The 20,276-nt window shown below is 69.3% G+C and carries 19 protein-coding genes and 3 pseudogenes; 11 read left to right on the plus strand and 11 right to left on the minus strand.

What is annotated here, in order from left to right:
• Positions 1-24: 24 nt before the first annotated feature.
• The gene (locus ACWGH4_RS01020; RefSeq protein ID WP_453454208.1) at positions 25-1,434 is read right to left on the minus strand and encodes a DUF2252 domain-containing protein; all 1,410 of its coding nucleotides are present in this window, start codon (positions 1,432-1,434) and stop codon (positions 25-27) included.
• On the minus strand, positions 1,431-2,069 hold the full coding sequence (locus ACWGH4_RS01025; RefSeq protein WP_453454210.1) for a potassium channel family protein: 639 nt from the start codon (positions 2,067-2,069) through the stop codon (positions 1,431-1,433). The genes ACWGH4_RS01020 and ACWGH4_RS01025 overlap by 4 nt, the downstream gene beginning before the upstream one ends.
• A gap of 231 nt (positions 2,070-2,300) precedes the next feature.
• Here ACWGH4_RS01025 and ACWGH4_RS01030 point away from each other — a divergent pair, with 231 nt between their 5' ends.
• The 6 genes from ACWGH4_RS01030 to ACWGH4_RS01055 all read left to right on the plus strand — a co-directional run bounded on the left by ACWGH4_RS01030 (position 2,301) and on the right by ACWGH4_RS01055 (position 8,670).
• The gene (locus ACWGH4_RS01030; RefSeq protein WP_453454212.1) at positions 2,301-2,966 is read left to right on the plus strand and encodes an HdeD family acid-resistance protein; all 666 of its coding nucleotides are present in this window, start codon (positions 2,301-2,303) and stop codon (positions 2,964-2,966) included.
• Between the two features lie 245 nt (positions 2,967-3,211).
• Entirely contained in the window at positions 3,212-3,658 is a 447-nt protein-coding gene (locus tag ACWGH4_RS01035) for a DUF7144 family membrane protein (protein ID WP_453454213.1), read from the plus strand.
• 39 nt (positions 3,659-3,697) lie between these two features.
• Entirely contained in the window at positions 3,698-4,114 is a 417-nt protein-coding gene (locus tag ACWGH4_RS01040) for a hypothetical protein (RefSeq protein WP_453454214.1), read from the plus strand.
• Positions 4,115-4,158: 44 nt separating this feature from the next.
• A complete protein-coding gene (locus ACWGH4_RS01045) occupies positions 4,159-6,006 on the plus strand; it encodes a glycoside hydrolase family 15 protein (protein ID WP_453454215.1) in 1,848 nt (615 codons plus the stop codon).
• Positions 6,007-6,043: 37 nt separating this feature from the next.
• Positions 6,044-7,459, plus strand: coding sequence for an MFS transporter (locus tag ACWGH4_RS01050; RefSeq protein ID WP_453454217.1), 1,416 nt, complete (start codon positions 6,044-6,046; stop codon positions 7,457-7,459).
• Positions 7,460-7,599: 140 nt separating this feature from the next.
• Positions 7,600-8,670 (plus strand): helix-turn-helix transcriptional regulator, encoded by a 1,071-nt coding sequence (locus ACWGH4_RS01055; protein WP_453454219.1) that lies wholly within the window; start codon positions 7,600-7,602, stop codon positions 8,668-8,670.
• A gap of 80 nt (positions 8,671-8,750) precedes the next feature.
• Here the strand turns inward: ACWGH4_RS01055 and ACWGH4_RS01060 are convergent.
• Positions 8,751-9,773, minus strand: a pseudogene (locus ACWGH4_RS01060) (MFS transporter); the annotation flags it as partial.
• A gap of 69 nt (positions 9,774-9,842) precedes the next feature.
• Here ACWGH4_RS01060 and ACWGH4_RS01065 point away from each other — a divergent pair.
• Positions 9,843-9,977 (plus strand): annotated as a pseudogene (locus ACWGH4_RS01065) (IS21-like element helper ATPase IstB); the annotation flags it as partial.
• 102 nt (positions 9,978-10,079) lie between these two features.
• On the opposite strand, the gene ACWGH4_RS01070 reads toward ACWGH4_RS01065, so the two are convergent.
• Complete coding sequence (locus tag ACWGH4_RS01070) at positions 10,080-10,643, minus strand: cysteine hydrolase family protein (RefSeq protein WP_453454221.1); 564 nt, start codon at positions 10,641-10,643, stop codon at positions 10,080-10,082.
• A gap of 246 nt (positions 10,644-10,889) precedes the next feature.
• On the opposite strand from ACWGH4_RS01070, the gene ACWGH4_RS01075 reads away from it, so the two are divergent.
• Positions 10,890-11,531, plus strand: coding sequence for a DUF1707 SHOCT-like domain-containing protein (locus ACWGH4_RS01075; RefSeq protein WP_453454223.1), 642 nt, complete (start codon positions 10,890-10,892; stop codon positions 11,529-11,531).
• A gap of 42 nt (positions 11,532-11,573) precedes the next feature.
• On the opposite strand, the gene ACWGH4_RS01080 is transcribed toward ACWGH4_RS01075, so the two are convergent.
• Together ACWGH4_RS01080 and ACWGH4_RS01085 are read right to left on the minus strand one after the other, a co-directional pair.
• Positions 11,574-12,962: a magnesium and cobalt transport protein CorA gene (locus tag ACWGH4_RS01080; protein WP_453454225.1), complete on the minus strand. Its 1,389-nt coding sequence runs from the start codon at positions 12,960-12,962 to the stop codon at positions 11,574-11,576.
• Between the two features lie 57 nt (positions 12,963-13,019).
• A complete protein-coding gene (locus ACWGH4_RS01085) occupies positions 13,020-13,766 on the minus strand; it encodes a CPBP family intramembrane glutamic endopeptidase (RefSeq protein ID WP_453454227.1) in 747 nt (248 codons plus the stop codon).
• Positions 13,767-14,177: 411 nt separating this feature from the next.
• Here ACWGH4_RS01085 and ACWGH4_RS01090 point away from each other — a divergent pair, with 411 nt between their 5' ends.
• The gene (locus ACWGH4_RS01090; protein WP_453454229.1) at positions 14,178-14,720 is read left to right on the plus strand and encodes a dihydrofolate reductase family protein; all 543 of its coding nucleotides are present in this window, start codon (positions 14,178-14,180) and stop codon (positions 14,718-14,720) included.
• Positions 14,721-14,835: 115 nt separating this feature from the next.
• Here the strand turns inward: ACWGH4_RS01090 and ACWGH4_RS01095 are convergent, their stop codons facing one another.
• The 3 genes from ACWGH4_RS01095 to ACWGH4_RS01105 all read right to left on the minus strand — a co-directional run bounded on the left by ACWGH4_RS01095 (position 14,836) and on the right by ACWGH4_RS01105 (position 17,177).
• Positions 14,836-15,189 (minus strand): VOC family protein, encoded by a 354-nt coding sequence (locus ACWGH4_RS01095; RefSeq protein ID WP_453454231.1) that lies wholly within the window; start codon positions 15,187-15,189, stop codon positions 14,836-14,838.
• 102 nt (positions 15,190-15,291) lie between these two features.
• Complete coding sequence (locus tag ACWGH4_RS01100; RefSeq protein ID WP_453454233.1) at positions 15,292-16,035, minus strand: YceI family protein; 744 nt, start codon at positions 16,033-16,035, stop codon at positions 15,292-15,294.
• A 227-nt stretch (positions 16,036-16,262) separates the two neighbouring features.
• Complete coding sequence (locus ACWGH4_RS01105; protein WP_453454260.1) at positions 16,263-17,177, minus strand: YceI family protein; 915 nt, start codon at positions 17,175-17,177, stop codon at positions 16,263-16,265.
• A gap of 279 nt (positions 17,178-17,456) precedes the next feature.
• Here ACWGH4_RS01105 and ACWGH4_RS01110 point away from each other — a divergent pair.
• A pseudogene (locus ACWGH4_RS01110) lies at positions 17,457-17,840 on the plus strand (PAS domain S-box protein); the annotation flags it as partial.
• A 61-nt stretch (positions 17,841-17,901) separates the two neighbouring features.
• On the opposite strand, the gene ACWGH4_RS01115 reads toward ACWGH4_RS01110, so the two are convergent.
• Positions 17,902-18,327: a hypothetical protein gene (locus ACWGH4_RS01115; protein WP_453454234.1), complete on the minus strand. Its 426-nt coding sequence runs from the start codon at positions 18,325-18,327 to the stop codon at positions 17,902-17,904.
• Positions 18,328-18,695: 368 nt separating this feature from the next.
• Here ACWGH4_RS01115 and ACWGH4_RS01120 point away from each other — a divergent pair, with 368 nt between their 5' ends.
• Entirely contained in the window at positions 18,696-19,280 is a 585-nt protein-coding gene (locus ACWGH4_RS01120) for a hypothetical protein (protein WP_453454236.1), read from the plus strand.
• 113 nt (positions 19,281-19,393) lie between these two features.
• Here ACWGH4_RS01120 and ACWGH4_RS01125 read toward each other — a convergent pair whose 3' ends face one another.
• Positions 19,394-20,125, minus strand: coding sequence for an SDR family NAD(P)-dependent oxidoreductase (locus ACWGH4_RS01125; RefSeq protein WP_453454238.1), 732 nt, complete (start codon positions 20,123-20,125; stop codon positions 19,394-19,396).
• Positions 20,126-20,276 lie beyond the last annotated feature (151 nt).

Genomic DNA, 20,276 nt, shown 5'->3' on the forward strand with positions numbered 1-20,276 from the left:
GAGCCGACCTCTCACGAGGGCCGCTCAACCGCGCTCCGCCCTGATCCTGCCGGAGCGGCAAGCGGCTCCCAGCGCCTCGAAGTCCCGCTCGTTCTGATCGGCGTAGGACTGGGCGAATTCGGTGAGCGCGCGGTCGAAGCGGTCGCTGCCGCCCAGGTAGGCGGCGATGGCGACGGGATCGCCGGAACGGGCGTGGGCCCGCGCCAAGGATGCCCCGCACAACATGCCGAAGAGGGAGAGCAGGCCCGGCCCCATGGTCTCCGGCCGTGCGATGCCCTTCCAGTCCCACAGCTGGCGCACATAGAAGTCCCGGCTCTGTCCGTCGAGGCCCAGGACGTGCGTCCATCCCAGAAAGATGTCGCTGGTCGTCTGGATCAGGCGCTGACCGGTCACCACCCGGCGGCCATGGTTGTCGTAGCCGTCGCCGGGGAGGTGGGCGGACAGCACCGACTCCTGGGCCTCCTTCGCCTGCAGCAGAAGGGGATCATCGTCGTCCCTGCCCAGCAGGAGCAGGATCCAGCAGCGCGTCCCCACGCTGCCGACGCCCACCACCTTCCGAGCCATGTCCACCAGACGGTAGTGACGCAGCAGGTGCCGGCGTTCGGACGGCAGAGTGCTCGCATATCCGTTCAGAAGGGTTTTGAGCTCATTCTCCCGACCGGCCTCGGACGGCTCGGCCAGCAGCCGGCCGAGCGGAGTGATCAACGGCGGGTCCGGCGTGATGCGCCGTCCCTCGGCCGTGAGCCGGGTGAGCTTCGTGAAGGCCTGGAGATGCGTACGCGTGCGGGCCCGCGCCGTCGCACGAGCGGTACGGCGCCTGGCCTCTGCGTCCATCGACGAGGCCATCAATTCCCGCATCCGGTCGGCGTCGTCCTGGGCGTACCAGATGTCGAGGGTGCGCATGGCAGCGAACTCGTGCATCCGCTTCCGGTACGCCTCCACGCAGCTGCGCACAGCTCTGTTCTGCTCCTTGAGCGAGAAGCCGTTGGCCCGGCCCGCTGTCACGAAGCTTGCCGCCAGCCGCTTGACGTCCCATTCGAATGGCCCGGGCAGGGTCTCGTCGAAGTCGTTGAGATCGAAGACCAGATGGCGCTCCGGCGAGGCGAGCAGCCGGAAGTTCAGCAGGTGGGCGTCCCCGCACAGTTGCACCCGAAGACCTGTGTTCGGGAGCGGTGCCAGGTCCGCCGCCATGACCGCCGCGGCGCCGCGGTAGAAGCGGAACGGTGACTCGAGCATGCGGCCGTAGCGGATCGGCACCAGCTCCGGGAGCCGGTCCGCCGACTGACGCTCGATCACCTCGACCGGGTCGGGGCGCCCCTGATCCGTCTCGAACCAGCCGTGGCTCGAACGCGACGCACGCGTGCGCGCCGCTCTGCCGTGCGCGGCTCGCTCAGCCGGTGTCAGGGAGGCGGTGAAGTCGAGCGGTACGGTCATGATCCGGACTCCCGGTCCGTCGTGGTGTCTGATCCGGCACCCGGCTCCGCGGGCGGGCCGTGGCGCTGCCGGCGGAGCCCGGCCTGGACCGCGCTCGCCAGCACCCGTGCCGCGACCCCTACGAGCAGCAGCCCTCCCGCTATCTGCAGCATCGTCACCACGCGCCCCGCCTGGGAGCGCGCGCTGATGTCCCCGAAGCCGACGGTGCTGAACGTGGTCAGCGCGAAGTACAGGGCGTCCGTCCTGGTCAACGGCTCACTGAAGGATCCCGGATCTGCGTGATCAAGCAGGTAGTAGGCGCCGGCGAACAGGACCAGGAACAGCCCCAGCGTGGCGGCCAGGGCCTCGATGGCCTTCAGACGCGGGTAGGGCGAGTGCGCGATCGTCCGCACCTCCCACGCGAACACCAGCAGGACGGCCAGGAGGCCGCACGCGAACAGCGTCGCCGCTCCGGTCGTGCCGCGCTCGTCCAAGGGCAGTAGGAAATAGGCGGTGACGAGGGCCGCGACGACGAGCAGGGCACGAGTGACGGCAGCGACCGCCGCCCGCTGACCGGGGTGGAGCCGCCGACCCCACCGGATCGCGACCGGTCCCGATTCTGGACGGTCCGTCCGGGCAGCCTTGGGGTCGCTCATCGCACGCCTCTTCGTTTCGTTCCACACAAGTCGTTCTGCGTCGTCGCACGTCGTTCCTTCGCAAGACGGCGAACGCCTCCGGGCCCATCCCACACCCCCGGCGGCACTGGCGGATCACCCGCCGTGGGTGATCCGGGAGCCGGTGGCGCGCGGGACGCTGAGGGTCAGGTCCCCGCACACCGCCCCGTCGGATACGCAAGCGACCCGCATCGAATGCGCGAGGAGTACGCGATGACCGAATCACGTGGTCCTGGTCCACCTGCCGGACCGGAAGACACCGGCCCGGAACTCATGGCCGACAGGGCAATCCCCGGTACTGCGGACGTGCTGGCGCGCCTCGGCCGTTCGTGGACCTGGGTGCTGGGCTCGGCGGCAGCGACGCTGGTGCCGGGCGTCCTGGTACTGGTGTGGCCGGAGGGGACCCTGCACGTCCTGGCGGTCCTCATCGGCCTGTACCTGCTGGTGACCGGCGCGTTCCGGTTCGTGGCCGTCTTCGCGCGGGAGGAGCACGGTGAACGGCTCCCGGGGTTGCTGGTGGCGGTGCTGTACATCCTGGCCGGGGTGCTGTGCCTGCGGAACCCGCTGCAGACCGTCGCCGCGCTCTCGCTGATCGTCGGCGTCGTCTGGCTCGTGTCGGGCGTCCTGACTCTCTACACGGCCATCGCCGCCAAGGACCTGCCGCACCGCAGCGTCGTCCTGGTCGTCGCAGTTCTCGGCATCGTCGCGGGGATCGTGGTGCTCGCCCTGCCCATGGAGTCGGCCCGTGCCCTGACCCGGCTGCTCGGCCTGTGGCTCGTCCTGCTCGGCCTCGCCGAGGCGGCCGTCGCCCTCGCGTGGCGGGCCGCGCTCAGAAGGGCACCCCCGACGGGCCCGTACGGCCCTGCCACGACGGACTGAAACCAGAACTGGCCGCGCACCGTACTCAGGGACCCTGATCCCGCCTCACGGTGCGTCCATCGACGGGTTGCCGGGCCCCCGCGGTCTCACCCGCGTCGGGTGAAGCCACCCCGCACAGGCCGCGCCCACGCTGAAGACACCCAACGGCGGCCGGGCGAGCGCCTGAAACGGCCTCCGGACGCTGAACATGTGCCGGCCGACGGACGCTGAAAGATGTGCCGGACGACGCGAAACGAGGCATCAGCATGACTGCGACACACACGCGGCAGGCGGACGCGACGAAGCAGGAGATCGCCGGCGGTCTGACGGTCGTCGGGGGCGTTCTGCTCATGATCGTCGGTGTGCTCGATCTCTTCCGCGGCATCATGGCGATCGCCGAGGACGACATCTTCGTCTCCACACCCAACTACATCTTCGAGTTCGACCTGACCGGCTGGGGCTGGGTCCACGTCGCTCTGGGCGCGCTCGCCATGCTCGTCAGCCTCGGGTTGGTCCGCGCCGCGACGTGGGCCCGCATCACCGGCATCGCCATCGCCGCGCTCGTCATCATCGCGAACTTCCTTTCCCTGCCGTACTACCCGATCTGGTCGGTCGTGATGATCGCGATGTCCACCTTCATCGTCTGGGCGCTGTGCGTGGTCCGGCGCGAGGAGTCCTTCGACACGCACCGGCGCGCACCTCACGACAGGTGAGTGATGAGCAGGCCCGCAGCAGCAAGGGCACGGTGGCTCATGAACAACAAACCCCGAGAGGGCAGGCCCAGAACCGCCGGCAGCGGGAAGGTCGGCCGCTTCGGCCTCGTGGAGAAGGGCCGGGGCGCCGGCTGCCGGCTGTGTCTGCGCGACGGGGAGCAGGATCTGGCCGAGCCGGCGCGACAGGCCGTCGTCGACGGAGCCGACCTTTGGGCGGTGGCGGGCGGTGACGGCACCCAGGTTGTCGTAGAAGCCGACACGGCCGCCCTCCCCGTCGGCATCGACGGGGAGCACACCCTGCTGAGTGCACCCGTCGTATGCCGCAGCGCACCCGGGGTACTTCGGGTCCGCGTGCCAAGGCATCGCACCGGTACGCCTCGGCCGGGCGGAGCGGCGGCCGGCTGGCCGCGCGTGGCACGCCTGGCGCTGTGCCGCCCTTCCTCGGCATCGGATTGACCCGCGGTGGACACGCTCGTGACCCCGCTCCGCGAGGAGAAGCCATGAACAACTACCCACCGATCGCCGACCACGGGCTCGTCGGCGACCTGCAGACCGCAGCACTGATCGCCGCCGACGGCACGGTCGACTGGTGGTGCGCCCCGAGGTTCGACTCTCCCAGCCTGTTCGCCTCTCTGCTCGACAGCGACCGCGGCGGCGACTGCCGACTGGCCGTCGACGCCGGCGACGCGGTCACCGTCCGTCAGCTGTACATGCCGGACACCGCCGTCCTGGTGACCCGCTACATGGCCCCGGACGGCATCGGCGAGGTCGTTGACTTCATGGAGCCGGACCCGTCGACGACTCCGTCCGACCGGCACCGCCTGGTGCGGGTGGCGCGCGTGGTGCGGGGCAGCCTGCCGTTTGAGCTGATCTGCCGGCCGCGTTTCGACTACGGCCGCGCCGTGCACTCCCTCGACCGCCTGGACGACGGGTCCGTCGTCTTCCACGGCCCCGGCACCGACCTGCATCTGCAGGCCACCGCCCCGATCGCCCTCCGCCCGGACGGCACCGATGTCACCGCCCGTTTCACCCTGCACGCCGGCGAACGGGCCGGGATCGTCCTCACCACCGAGAGCGGCGACACCGCCGCCCGCAGCGGGCGCGCCGACGGCCCGCCGCTCGACATCGAGGGGATCACCCTCGCCTTCAACGCCTGCCGCAGGTTCTGGCTGACCTGGCTGCGCTCCTGTCGCTACCGCGGCCGCTGGCACGAGATGGTCGTACGATCCGCGATCACCCTCAAACTCCTCACCTACGCCCCCACCGGCGCCCCGATCGCCGCCGCAACGATGGGCCTGCCCGAGCAGATCGGCGGCGAACGCAACTGGGACTACCGCTTCACCTGGGTCCGCGACGCCTCGCTCTCCGTCCGCGCGCTGATCGACCTCGGCTTCACCGACGAGGCCCAGGCCTTCCGCCACTGGCTGCGCGATCGCCTCGATACGGGAGTCACCGCCTCGGGCGAACCGCTGCAGATCATGTATCGCGTCGACGGCGAACCCCATCTGACGGAGGAGGTCCTCGACCACCTGGAGGGATACCGTCGCTCCGCACCGGTCAGGGCCGGAAACGCCGCCGCCGACCAGATCCAGCTCGACATCTACGGCGAGGCCGCCTACGCCCTCGCTCAGGCCGAGGACATCGGCGGCATCCGCGGCTGGACGGCCTTCGCCGGCCTCCTGGACTGGCTGGTCGACCACTGGGACCGTCCCGACGAGGGCATCTGGGAGACCCGCGGCGGCCGCCAGGACTTTACCTACAGCCGCCTCATGACCTGGGTGGCCTTCGACCGCGGCGTCCAGCTCGCCACTGCCCACTCCCGCCCCGCCGACCTCAACCGCTGGGTCACCACCCGCGACACCGTCTTCCGCCAGATCGTGGACCGCGGCTGGAGCGACAAGCGCCGTGCCTTCGTCCAGAACTACGACTCGGACGTCCTGGACGCGTCCCTGTTGCTCATGCCCCGCGTAGGGTTCCTCGCCCCGAACGACCCCGACTGGCTGACCACCCTCGACGCCATGGACGAGGAACTCGTCAGCGACAGCCTCGTCTACCGCTACGATCCGGCCGCTTCCCCCGACGGGCTCCAAGGCTCCGAGGGCACCTTCAACCTGTGCAGCTTCCTCTACGTGCGGGCCCTCGCCAAGGCCGGCCGCATCGACCAGGCCCGCTACGCCTTCGACAAGATGCTCACCTACGCCAACCACGTCGGTCTCTTCGCCGAGGAGATCGGGCCGTCCGGCGAGCAACTCGGGAACTTCCCCCAGGCATTCACCCACCTGGCCCTCATCGATGCCGCCATGGCGCTCGACGAGGAGCTCGACCGGGCAGAACACCGAGCCCGCTGACGACCGTCCGCACGAGAACGCGAGGTGTCCAGGGACCATGACGGAGCAGACACCCCGGGCCGGCCCCCGCACCCTGCCGCTCGCCCTCGCGCAGTTCATCTGCAGCTTCGCCGGGTCGAACATGAACGTGATGATCAACGACATCAGTCACGACCTCGGCACGACTGTCCAGGGCGTCCAGGTCGCCATCACGATCTTCCTGCTGGTCATGGCCGCGCTGATGATCCCCGGCGGCAAACTTACCGACATCCTCGGCCGCAAGCGCTGCTTCCTGGCCGGTCTCACCGTGTACGGGGCCGGGGCGGTGCTCAGTGCGGTATCTCCCGGACTCGGCGTACTGATCCTCGGCAACTCGATCCTTCAAGGCATCGGGACAGCCCTGCTGATCCCGCCGGTCTACATCCTCACCACCCTGCTCTTCACCGACCTCACCTCCCGCGCCCGCGCCTTCGGCATCGTCATGGCCGCCGGCGGCGTCGGGGCGGCGGCAGGCCCGCTGATCGGTGGACTGATCACCTCGGCGGTCAGCTGGCGCGCGGCGTTCATCTTCCAGGCCCTGGTCGTCGTACTGATCATCATTCTGAGCCGCGCACTCGACGACCCGCTGCCGCCCGACCCGGGCCGGCACTTCGACGTCCGCGGCGCCGTTCTCTCCGCGGCCGGCCTGATGTTGATCGTCACAGGCATCCTCGCCGCGGACGACAGCCTGTGGTTGATGGCCGCCCTGCTGGCAACCGGGGCACTCGTCCTGCTCTGGTTCCTGCGGTGGGTGCGCAGCGAGGAGAGGGGCGGGCGGGAGCCGTTGCTGAGCACCGGCCTCTTCCGTAACCGCACATCCAACATCGGCCTGGTCACCCAGAACGCCCAATGGCTGCTCCTCATGGGTACCTCGTTCACCGTCGCCGCGTTCCTGCAAGCCGTCCGCGGCTACGACGCCATCCAGACAGGCGTCATCTTCACCGCCGCCACCCTCGGCCTACTCACTTCCTCGCTCGCCGCCGAGCGCCTCGCGACGCGGTCGTCCCAGCGTTCCCTGATCATGACCGGGTTCGTACTCGCCGTCGCCGGGATCGCTGTCCTGATCAGCCTCGTCGCCGGCTCCCCCGGACCATGGGCGTTCGCTCCGGGCCTGCTGCTGATCGGCCTCGGTCTCGGCGTGATGCTGACCCCTTCGGTCAACGTCGTCCAATCAGCCTTTCCCGAACAGCGCCAGGGAGAGATCTCCGGCCTCTCCCGCAGCATCTCCAACCTCGGCTCGTCCTTCGGCACCGCCATCGCCGGCACCATCCTCGTCGCCGGCCTGTCGAAGAACGCCTACGCCGCCGCGATGGCCGTCCTCGCCGTGGTCGGGCTCGGCGGGCTGGCCGCCGCGGCCCTCCTTCCCCGAACCGCCGCACCTGCCGCCGGCCTTCACCCGGCCCACCCCGACCAGCCGTCGGGGCCACACCAGTAGCCGCCTCCGCGGTAGGCAGCCTCCCGCTGCCGACCAGATCGCCCAGAAGACCTCAGCGACATCAGGCCGCCCAAATCACCGAGGCCTCATCGAGGGCGTCCCCGAACCCGACCCTGGCCCGGTCCTGGAATGATTCGTTCATGCGTGCGGCCCGGCTTCTCTCCCTCATCCTCCTGCTCCAGAACCGGGGCAGGCTGACGGCTGGTGAGCTCGCTGAGGAGCTGGGTGTCTCGGTCCGGACCGTCTATCGGGACATCGACTCGCTGAGCGGCGCGGGCATTCCGGTCTACGGGGACGGCGGGCACGGCGGTGGATACCAGCTGCTCGGCGGCTACCGGACCCGGCTCACCGGACTGCACGCCGACGAGGCCGAGTCTCTGTTTCTGGCCGGGCTGCCGGGCGCGGCGGACGACCTGGGACTGGGAGAGGTGCTGGCGGCGGCACAGCTGAAACTGACCGCGGCGCTGCCGGCACCGCTGCGGGACCGTGCCGGTCGGGTCCGTGAGCGGTTCCACCTCGACGCTCTCGGCTGGTACCGGGAACAGGACTCCCCGCCCGCTCTCGTGGCGCTCGCCGATGCGGTGTGGAACCAGCAGCGGATCCGGGTGCGCTACCGCCGCTGGGCCGAGCCGCAGGAGGTCGAGCGCGAGCTCGACCCCTACGGCCTGGTCCTCAAGGCGGGCGTCTGGTACCTCGTCGCAGCGGTGGACGGCGCGGTGCGGACGTACCGGGTGTCTTCGATCCTCCGCCTGGACGTCGAGGAGATCGGCTTCGAGCGCCCCGAAGGGTTCGACCTGGCCGCCCACTGGCAGGAATACCTCACCGTCTACGACGCCCGCAGGCTGCGGCTTCAGGCCTCCGTCCGGATTGCTCCAGCACTGCTGTCCGCGCTGTCGGACCGCCTGGACGCGGCACTGGTCCGCGCCGTCGAAGCCTCGGCGGGGCCGCCGGAGGCAGATGGCTGGGTGACGGCGACGATGCCGCTGGAATCGGTCGAACTGGCGGTGCCCACACTGCTGTCACTGGGGCCGGACATCGAGGTGCTCGCCCCCGAGGAGCTGCGCCGCGGGATCGCGGAGACGGCGGCGGCCGTGCTCGACCGGTACCGACCGGCGGACACATCAGGCCGGGCGGGGGCCGGCGACCTCAGCAGGAGTCCGGCGGACAGGGTCGCCAGCAGCGCAAGGGCGGCGAGGACCCCGAAGCCGTAGCGCGTGTCACTGTGGTCGGTGACCGTCGCGACCAGGAACATCACCCCGACCGTAGCCGCCAGGGCGCCACCGTTCGCCAGCCCGAAGACCCTGCCCACCGAGGCTTCGTCGGCCGAGGTCATCAGCATGGTCCGAGAGGCGATCCGGGCCTGCCCGAAGAAGAACGCGCCCAGTGGCACCCCGACGAGATAGCCGACGATCCCGAACTGGCTCTGCAGCACCAGGCCGACATTGCAGAGCAGAAAACCCACGACGGCGATGCGAAGATCCGGACTGCGTCTGCTGACGATCCGGTACGCACCGGTGGCCGCCAGGAAACCGAGGCACCCCAGGGCGTCCACCGCACCGAACGTCGCCGCCCCCAGGTGGAGTTCACCGATGACGGCGGTGGGCAACAGAGCGTTGAACACCGTGACGACAACGCTCCCTTGGGCGTAGAGCAGGATGAAGCGGCGCATCCGCAGCGGCCCGCGCGGTGCCGCTGCCGGCGCCGGCCCCTCGGCGGCGGTGGCCGTCGGCGCCCGGTCCGGGCGGCGCCCCACCGCGGCGACGCAGAGCGCCGAGACGATGAAGGTCCCGGCGTTGAACACCAGCAGCGGCACAGCACCGAACGCCTGGACGGACAGCCCGCCGACCGTGGCCGACAGCAGCATCCCCGCCTGGGTCCCCATCTCGTAGCGGGCGTTGAACCGCCGCAGCCGGTCCGCCGGGACCCGTTCCTTGATCAGCGCGGAGCTTGCCGGGAAGAACAGTGCACCGACCATGGCGAGCGCCAGATTGGCGCTGTAGATGCCGGGCCCCGGCGCGCCGCCGCAGGCCAGCCACAGCGGCAGTGCGAGGGCCAGCGCCGCACTGGTGATGTCGCAGCCGATCCACAGGGACCGCCGGTCGAAACGGTCGGCCAGCCGTCCGCAGAAGGGCGACAGCAGCGCCTGCGGCCCGGCGACGGCGATGAAGAGCCAGCCGACGGCCATCATGGTCTGCTGCTCTCTGATCATGAGCAGTGCACCGACGATGAGCTGGACATTGTTGCCGAGAGCGGTGGCGAAGGCAGCGGGCACGAGCAGCCGCTCGGCCCGGCGGGAGTGGTGACTGAGGATCATGGCACCACTGTCCGGAGGTTCACTGACATCTTCTGTCAGTGAAGTTTCCGCGCACCGTCAGCTTCTTGTGTTGCCTCGAACGAGAGTTTCAGGGGCTGGACCAAGACCTTCACCGATCCCCGGCTCTGCGGGGCCGTCGTCGAGCGGCTCACCTTCGGCGGCAACCCTGCTCGGAACGGCACCCACTCCTGCCGCCCGGCCTCGCCCAGTCCCGGGCAGCAGCACAGAACGCCGTCGGCTGACCTCACCCGGCCGGCGGGAGGCGATGCCGTCCTGCCCCGCACGCGCGGGGCCGGCTGCCTCCCGCTATTGCGGTGCGACGGCTTTGAGCCAGTCCTCGACGGTGAGGACATCCGCCCACTGCGGGAACAGCTTTTCGGTGAGCATCGTGTGCACCTCCGGATCGGTGTCGAGGCAGGCATCCGACAGGACGGTGAGCCCGAAGTCCAGGTCGATGGCGTGCCACAGGGTGGACAGCACTACAGCGCTGGTGGCGATGCCGGTGAGAACAAGGCTGTCGATTTCGCGGGCCCTGAGTACCAGGTCGAGGTCGCTGCCCGAGAACGCGCTCCCCCGCCTCTTGGTAACCACCACGTCGCCCTGCTGGGGCGCGATGTCGTCATGGATCTCTGTGCCGGGGGCACCCTCGGTGAACAGGCCGGCCCGCATGACCTTTGCCATCACCCTGTTGCGAGGGCTGACTTCCGGATCGCCCGGCCGTAACCCGAGCACCACGTAGATCACGGTGATGCCGGCAGCCCGGGCACCGTCGATCGCCCTGCGCAAGCGCGGCAGATATCCGGAACCGTCGTCGGCGATGGCCACGACGTCCCGTTGGACGTCCATCACCAGAAGTGCGCTGCTCGCCATGCTTGCCGCCCCTTCTCCGTCGGGAAACACGAGCAAGTCTGGTGGATCAACGGGACCGCGGTGGAGGTTTCGGAGATCCTCATCAGTGTCACGCCGCAGCTGCATTGCCGTGCACGGACGCTGCCGATCGGCTGCTCTTGATGGGGCACGGCCGGGGATCCCTGTCGCGATATAGCGTTAATCTTCTCGTCGCGCCGCTGTCCGCGTCGCACGCAGACAGACAGTCGACAGGACCAGGACGGAAGCATGTCGGGAGAGATCTCACCCACCGGTCAGCACCATGGCCCCGGCTCGTCGCCCGAGCTGCGGGCCTCTCATGCGGACCGGGACCGTGTGGTGGATGTGCTGCGCGTCGCGGCGGGGGACGGCCGGCTGACTGCCGATGAGTTGGACGAGCGCTTGGAGGCTGCCCTGTCGGCGCGGACCGTGAGCGAACTGACCGCGCTCACCGCTGACCTGCCGCCCGTATCGGCCATGGGCGGCATGACGGGAGCGGAGGTCAAGGACGTCGTCCGGATCGAACAGGTCCACAGCGGCGCGGTCGAGCGCACAGGGCGTTGGGTGGTGCCACGGAGGCTGGAGCTCGCGGTGACGTACTGCGGGGTGACGCTCGATTTCACCGACGCCGTGATCACGCACGACACGTTGCGGATCGACGTGGCCATGACGGGGAAGACCCTGACGCTGGTCACGAGGCCCGGCATCGTGGTCGATACCGATGGTCTGCAGCTGGTGCACAGCAGGGTCAAGTACCGCCGGACCACGACGAGTCCCGGTACTCCGGTCACTCTGCGGGTCGAGTTGGCCGGTCAGAAGGCTCACGGCCGCGTGGTCGTACGGCCGGCGCGGCGGACGTTCGGGCAGTGGCTGCTCCGCAGGCCCAAGTGAGCTCTCACAGATATTCGTTCACGGAAGCACGGACGCGGCGCATCACAGCCATTTGTTGCGGCGCAGGGCTCGGTGGACGACGGTGCAGGCGGCGGCGATGACGATGAGCACGGCCGGGTAGCCGTAGGGGGACTTGAGTTCGGGCATGTACTCGAAGTTCATGCCGTAGATGCCTACGACCATGGTGGGAACGGCAATGAGTGCGGCCCAGGCACTGATGCGGCGCATGTCGGCGTTCTGTTGGACGCCGAGTTGTGCAATGCTGGCGCCGAGCATGCCGGTGATGAGCTCGTCGAAGGTGAGGATCTGCTCGCTGACCCGCTGGTGGTGGTCGGCCACGTCGCGGAAGTACGTGGTGACCTTCGGCGGGATCTGCGGGAGAGATCCCTCGCTGAGGCGTTGCAGGGCGGAGGCGAGGGGCATGACGGCGCGCTTGAATTCGAGGAGTTCCCGCTTGAGCTGGTAGATGCGCCCGGCGTCGACCGGGAGGTCCGGGGAGAAGACTTCGCTTTCCAGGGTGTCGACGTCGCCGGCGAAGGCGTCGGCTACCTCGACGTAGCGGTCGACGACCATGTCGGCGATCGCGTGGAGGACGGCGGCGGGTCCGCGGCCGAGTTGCTGCGGGTCGTCCTGGAGCCGGCGGCGCACGACGTCGAGGGGCGGGGCGCTGCCGTGGCGGACGCTGATCGCGAAGCCGGGCCCGGCGAAGACCATGATCTCCCCGGTGTCGACTATTTCGCTGGTCGCGGTGACCTCTTCATGGTCGACGTAGACGATGGTCTTCAGGACCAGGAACAGTATGTCGCCGTACCGTTCGAGCTTGGGCCGCTGGTGGGCATGGACGGCGTCCTCGACGGCGAGGGGGTGCAGGTCGAAGGCCTCGGCGACCTGCTGGAACTGCTCGGCGGTGGGCTCGTACAGACCGATCCACGCGAAGCGCCCGGCCTGCGGGTCTATCCGCTTCATGATCGCGTCCAGGCTCACCTGACCGGGAACGCGGCGCCCTTCCTCGTACAGGGCGCAGTCCACCACCGCCGACGGCAGCCCCGCGATGTCCTTGCTGTCCTGCTGCGCCGCCATGTGCTGCCTCTTGTCCTCGTCCGATCGGTAGGGGCAACCTACCGGTGAGCAACGATGTGTTCGGATCACATCGCGCTTCTGTACGACATCGCTCCGGCGCACCAGCTGGCGCCGCTCGCGTACCTCGGGGTCCCTCACCAGCGTGGTGTCTGCATCGGACCATCGCTCCGGCTTGCCGAAGTCGCCTCGGACCGCTGCTTCGCGTTCGGCTCTTGTTGCCGTGAGTGAGGCGAGGTCGCCGACCTCGCGGCAGATCCCGGCCTCCGCCTGCTCATAGCTGACCCGTCGCAGGTCCAGCGTGGCGGCCCCTTGGCCGGCCCGCCGGCTCGGCCGGTGATCATGTTGAAGCACGGACCCGTGAGACTCGAGACGGGCTCCGGTACGCCGTTGTGACCCCGACGTGCGCCCTCAGCCCCACCAACGACTCGCCGCCCAGGCGAGTGCGTAGCCCGCACTGTTGAGGGCGCAGTGCAGCGCCACGGGTGGGACGAGGCTGCCGGAGCGGCGGCGGAGCTCACAGAGAAGCACACCGGCGAGAGCGGTGCCGACGACCGCCGCCGTCACGGACAGGGCGAGGCCGACCTGGCCGGCTCCGAAGACTGCTTGGGCCGCCGCGTTCGCGCGTGTGAGCCCGCGTGACGGCTGTACGTGCCAGAGCCCGAAGAGCACCGAGGAAACGACCGTGGCCCATACAGGCCCCCACCGTCGCAGAACCATGGCCCACAGCACGCCGCGGAATGCGATCTCCTCGAGCAGCACCGTGCCGAGCGGCACGCGGACCAGTACGCGGTACACCAGTTCCTCGGGAGGCAGGCCCGCGGCCCGCTCGTCCTGGAATGCCTCCCGGGTGAACGGCAGTACCAGACCCACCGAATAGACCAGGAGTACGACTCCGACGAGGACCAGGCCCCAGCGCAGACCGCGGCGGGCAGCGGCCCTGCCGAGCCCCAGGTCGTCCGGAGCGAGGCCGGACCGGCGGGCGATCAACACGAGCAGCACGGACGCGACGACACAGACCGGCACGTACCAACCGGGAGCGAGCAGGTCGTTGAGCGCGTTGGCGGCCGCGAGCACCACGACGGCCAGGAGCAGCATCCACATGGCCGCACAAGGATTGCCGACGTGCGCGAGCGCGTCCCGCAACGTGCCTTCCACGGCGCGCCACCGTCCACTCCCCCGCAGTTCGAGCCGGTCCCGGTCCTGGAAGCGATTCCGGTCCTCCGGCTCGGGCCCGGCAGGCCGCGCGAGCGTCCGGCCCGGGCCCGGGTCGCTGTCCGGCCGCACGCCATGACGTAAGCCGAGTCCTTGCAACCGGCGAGCCGTTCAGCCGCCCAGCCACCACTGGCGCGGTGACCACAAACGATCACCGGCTTGGTCACCCGGCCCGGGACTGAGAACGCCCACCGGCGTCGTCGTTCACGCCGTACCCGGGCACGTTGCCGACGCTGCGCGGCCGGCACACCCAGTTGCCGGTTGTTCGCGTTGTGCCACCGCAGATACGCTTGCAACCCCCACCGGCCGAACTATGACCCGGCCTCGGGCCTCCAAGATCCGTGGAGAAAACGCATGAGTGATGTGGGCTTCGGCACCGGCAAAGTGGTCGTGAACCGGGCGATGTCGCTGGACGGCTTCATCGCCGGCCCTGGCCACGCGATGGACTGGATCGCCGAGTACCTGACAGCGGCCGAGGTCCCGGAGGTCATGGCGGCCACGGGCGCGATGCTCATCGGCCGGGGCACGTACGAGGTCGCCAAGCGTATGGCCGACCAGGGCACCGCCTACGACGGGGGAGCACAGTTCGTCCTCACGCACCAGCCTCCCGACGAGCCGGACCCTACCGTCACATTCCTCACCTGTGGACTTGAGGAAGCCGTTGCCACGGCACGCAGCGCCGCGGGCGGCAAGAACCTGGAGATCCTCGGTGCCGACGTGGCCGCCCAGTGCCTGCAGCGCGGGCTCGTCGACGAGATCCTGGTGTATGTCCTGCCGGTGCTACTGGGCGACGGCGTCCGCTTCTCGCCCCCAAGCCTCGACAGGATCGACCTGGAGCCTTTCAGCAACACCCAGTCGGGCGCCATCACGATGCTCCGCTTCCGCGTGCGAAAGTAGGCTCGCCCCTCCAACAGCTGGTGCGGTGACCGCGAACGTTCGCACAGCTTGATCACGCCGCCCTGGCGCGGGGGCGGACCCCAGCGCGTCCGATACCTGACGCCAATCGACATGCTCAGACGTTGCGCCCGAGGTCCTGGGCGAATGTGATGACGTTGCCGGCGGGGTCAGCGATGGCCGCGATGCGGAACCCCCCGGGGGTGTCTTGGACTGGTCCCATGGCAAGACCTCTCTCCGCGGCCACAGCAGCTTGTCCGTCGACGTCGTCGACTCCGACAGTCAACATGGCAGAGCCCGCGCGGTCGGGGTCTCGGAGCAACTGGATCGCCCCACCCTCGATGACCTGCCATTCCGCCAAGCCGTCCATGGGGTTGCGGTCTGCAGGGCGCCCCCAGAGGCGTCCATACCAACCACGGGCCGATTCAAAGTCCACGACGGGCATAACCGCAAAGACGTTCATGATCGCCACGTTGAGCACCCTTCCACTGTGGCCCAACCCTATTCACTACCCGTCATGCCATCGTGAACCCGGCCGCGGTGAGTTCAGAGACGGCACCTTCCTCGTTGGCCCTCACCTTGAACGACAAGCTGAGCGCACCCCGGCCACCGGACCACTCGTCGTGGTGTGCCGGCCGATGGGTCGACCGGCACACCACACCCGCAATGGCGTGGACCGGACGGCGGAGATGTCGAACTGCAGTCGGACCTTTTCGCTCACCATGGTGCCGCCCGCCTCGAGGCGCTGGTTGTAGACGAGGCCCCACTCCGTGCGGTCGATGGTGGTGGTGCCGTCGAAGCCGGCTCGCTCGAAGCCGAACGGATCCAAGACCGAGCCGAGGTAGTCGAGTTGCAGGTCGACGGGCCGGGTAACGTCGCGGATGGTCAGGTCCCCGGACATGCGGAAGCTCTCGCCACCCTCGTGGACGGTGGAGGTGCTGCGGAACACCATCTCCGGGAAGCGGCGCGCGTCGAAGAAGTCGGGGCCGACGAGGTGCGCGTCCCGCTGCTCCACGCCCGTGTCGACGCTGGCGACCCGGATGACGAGGTCAGCCCGCGACTCGGAGGGCCGCGCCCCGTCGAAGTAGAGGGTGCTGTCGAAATCGGTGAAAGCTCCCCGCACCGTCGTGACCATGGCGTGCCGCACGGAGAACCCGATACGGCTGTGCGGGCGGTCGATGGTCCATCGCCCGGTCAGCGCTCGAAGTGCCGGGTCGAGCGTGACACCCCGAAGCGCGGCCTCAGTGACGGAGGTGCCGGTGCCGACAGCCGGGTTCGGCTCGATGACGGCGGTCTGGCGACGGCTGAAGATACCCATGATCGTGAGCCTTTCCTGTCTGATCGCTCCGTGCTATCACGGCGTCGCCGGGCACTGCCCAGCGAGATGGGCGGCCTCGTCCGGGTTCCATACGGTCGCCTGTAAAGCTGCACAAGATCAACATGATGTCGAGGGTGCTCTGCCGGACGGGTCCCCATCGGCCCCCTCGAACGATCCGAAAGTGCCTGGCGGACCTCGGCCCCACGTCAGGCACCTTCCCGTGAGGCCTACTCCGGGGGCGTGGGTGTGTCGTGGGTGCGGTACATCGCCTGTACGTCCAGCTCCAGTTGGACCGTCGGACCGACAACCGCGATGCCACGGGCCAGCATGGAGCGCCAGTTGAGGGTGAAGTGCTCACGGTGGAGCTCCGCCTTCGCGAGAGCCGCGCAGCGCAGTTCCTGGTCGTAGCCTCCGTTGACCGTCCCGAGGTAGGTCGTGTCGAGGCCGACGGAGCGGCTGGTGCCGTGCATCGTGAGCGTGCCGTGCAGGGTCCACTTGGAGCCGCCGCGATGGGCGAACCGGGTGCTGGTGAAGTCGATGTAGGGATAGCGTTCGACGTCCAGGAAGTCGGCGGAACGCAGGTGGTTGTCGCGGGTGTTGTTGCCCGTGGTGATGCTGGAGGCGTCGATGCGCACCGAGACCTGCGAGTCGGCCATGTTCGGTGCGATGTGGATGCCGCCCTGGAAGCGGGTGAAGCGGCCGTGTACATGGGCCATGCCGACATGCTTGGCAATGAACCGGATCGCGGTGTGCGGAGGGTCGAACAGCCATGTTCCGGCTGTGGGAAGTTCCATCTGGCGGGCGGGCTCGAGCGCGATGCGCACCGGTGACAGAGCCGCCCCGGCGGCGATCTCGAGGTTCTCACGGGCGGGAGACAGGCCCTCGGCCGCGGTCATCACGCTGTAGGAGCCTGGTGGCAGCGTCGCTATGAAGTAGCCGTGGGGATCCGTGGTGCCACGCGTCGCAACCCGGTGGCTGTCCAGGGCGGTCACGGTGATCTTGGCTCCACCCATCGGCTGCCCCATGGGATCGACGACCTCGAGGCCGAACCCCCCGGCATCGGGTGGCAGGGGGACCGAGATGCTCGGTCCCGCACCGGAGGTGCCACGGGAACGCCGGCGTCGGAGCAGGCCGAAGGCCATGGAGTTCACCCTTCTTCGCATGCGTCACTGTCGCGCGGCCGCCCAGCCCGTTGCATTTGCGGTCGCCAAGGACCGTCGGCGACAAGACGAACGACGCAGACTCATTAGTTCGTTGACGATCATAAAGCCGTCCACGTGGGGGTGATTCGCCCGGGCGTCGGTGCTGTCCAACCCCCGTGTCTTTGCATGCGGGGTCGCAAATCAGCACAAGGACGGGCCATTTCGCCGCTCCTCGGCTTCGTCGCTTTGCAGCAGTGCTGTGGCGAAGAGCACGGAAGGCGATCGCGATGTTCACAAGCGGTCTGCGGTCTCATCACGGAACCGGCACAGACGGCGGTCAGCGCCTCCCGCCCGGCCATGACCTTCGCCGAACAGGCCCTGCACGCCACCGAGGCGCGGTTCCGCGCCGTCTCCGAGGACGCCGCCACCCGTCGACCTGAAGATCGTGGAGGGCAACGTCCTCGAGTCAACGAGGCCCTCACCCGGATGTTCGGCGGCCTGGAGCACCTCGTGCGGGGCCACAACGTCACCGAGTGGGTGCATCCCGAGGACGCGCCCCAGGTCTGGAAGCTCTACGGCGAGCTGGTGCGCGGCGAGCGCGAGCACTTCCGCGTGGAGAAGCCGTTCTACCGCAGCGACGGCACCGTCCTGTGGACCAACCTGTGAGACGCCGCGCCCCGGCACCGCTCATGCGCGGCGCCTCACCGTGCCGCGTCCCCGCGTCTCACCAGTCGTCCCCACCATCGAAGTTCGAGGCGACGGGCATGCCCTCGTCCTCCAGGGCGATCAGCAGATACCTGCCCAGCGCGTCGAGGCCGTCGTACAGCCTCTCCGCGAGCTGCCAGGTCTCCACGTCCGCGGAACGGGACACGGGGAGGACGTAGGCCGGGGCCCTGTCCAGCGGGCCGTCCCCCTCGGGGTCGGCGACCACCAGGCGCACACTGAGGTCGTCGTTCTCGAACCAGTACGACCACGCGCCGGACGCGGGGCGGCCGCCGGTCTCCTCGGCGAGGGCGACGCCCAGGATCCGGTTGACGTCGCCGCGGATCTCGTCGGCGAACGCCGCGCGGTCCCAGGCGGCCTGCGCGGGACCGGCGTGCACCGCGAAGTCCTTCTTGTAGCCGCCGTGCGGCTCGAACCGTCCCACCACGCCATGCTCCTGAATTCCGAACATGGCGGGGTGCCCGGGAGAGAGAACCTCCCGGACACCCCGCCTTGCCGTGCGTTTCCTACTTCACCTTGAGGTCGAGGGCATAGTCGTTTCCGTACACGATCACCCGCTGCCATCACCTCGTGACCGTGGATGGCGAGCGTCAGCGCGATCTGGAACTCCTCGTCGTTCTCGAATCCGAATTGATTGTCAGACTTGGTGTTGCACGACAAGTCCAGTGCGGCATGGGAAAGGTCCGGTGCTCATGTCCTGTCGCAGTGAAGGTTGAGCGTTCTCACCGAAGTCCAGTGAAGTTGACGGGTAGCCGGCCTTGTCGGGAGCTGCGGTGCGGCGGATAGCGTGCGGGCATGACGATGGCGACGAAGCGGCGGGTCCTGTACCGGCAGGGCACCGGGTTCTGGCGGATGACGGCGAAGTGGGTTCTCGTATTCGGGGCCCTGTACCTGTTGGACGGCGGGCTGCTCCGATCGTGGGGCGACGCTCTGGTCTGGCCGTTGATCGGGATCCTGCTGTGGGTGCCGTTCGGGATCGGCGTCGTCTGGTATCCGAAGAAGGACCAGCGCGTCGAGCTGACGACGCGTGAACTGCGGGTACGGCGCAAGCGGCTGCCGATGGAGAAGGTGAACCTGCTGCACGTGGCGCGGCTGTGGCTGGAGGGGCGGTCGACCGCGGACGACCAGCCGGTGCGGGAATGGACACGGTTCGACCGGGTGGTGTGGGTGCCGCTGCAGGACGGCCGGGCATTCGGCGTGGAGTTTCGCGACCCGGCCGCGTTCGCCAAGGTTTTCGGCGCCTTCGCGGTCGCGGCGTGCGGCGGGCCGGAAATCGTCCGCGCGAGGGCCGCAGCGGCAACCTACCCGGAGCCGCGCCCGATGCGGGCCCGCCCCGCCGACGACGGCTCCTGGCCCGACCTCCTGGACATCTTCGGCTGAGAGCCGGAGCCGCACGGTCAGCGGTCCGCCAGGGGCGCGGGGAACCGCACAGGCGCGGCGTTATCAACCAGCTGCCCGGGAGGCGCAGCGCCACAACCACCTTCTGAGTGCGTTCAGTCGATGACGGCGCCGCCGGTGACATTGACCTCCGTGGCGGTCATGGTCGGCGCGCGGTCGGAGGCGAGGAAGGCCGCGGCGTAGGCGACGTCTTCGAGACGGGGCCGGCGGTGGAGCAGAGTCACGGACGCCTCAGGGTCGTCCTCCGGCGGGCTGGACGGATCGGGCGAGCCGGGAGAGAGCAGCCAGGCTGCCCGGATGCCGTGCGGGCCGAGTTCGCCGGCGAGCTGGCGGCACAGACCGGAGAGGGCGGACCAGGCGATATGGGAGCCGCCGAGGCCAGGGATGGCTTCTCGGCCGCCCCCCATGGCCAGGATCACGCCGGTGCGGCGGGGGATCATATGGCGGGCGACGGCCGTGGCCAGAGTCAAGTGGGTGGTGACTGCCTTGATGACGGGGCGCAGCACGTCTTCGTCGGCCATGTCGACCAGCGGGGTGCCGTGCAGGTCGTCGTTGGAAGTGGCGTTGAAGGCGATATCGATCCCCGCGGAGTGCCGGGCGACGGCGTCGGCGTGCTGCTCGACCGCGGCGCGGTCAGTCGCGTCGAGGGTGGCGACCTCGACGCGACCCCCGGATTCGGCGATGGTGCCGGCCAGCTCCGCCAGAGGTGCGTGGGTCCGCCCGACCAAGTGGACCGTGGCGCCTTCGCCGGCGAAGACGCGGGCGACGGCGGAGCCGATCGCTCCAGCGCCGCCGTAGACGATGGCGGTCTTGTTCTCCAGCAGCATGAGATTCCCTACTTCATCGAAGTTCGATCACTTGGACCCCGCAGCCGCACCGCGCTCGCAGGCCGCCGACGCACTGCGCCTGGACACCCCGTCACTGCCATCCGCCCGGACGGCGAAGGCCGCCCTGCCGCACTCACACCGGCCGGCTCCC

This window comes from Streptomyces sp. NPDC054847 (assembly GCF_053610925.1).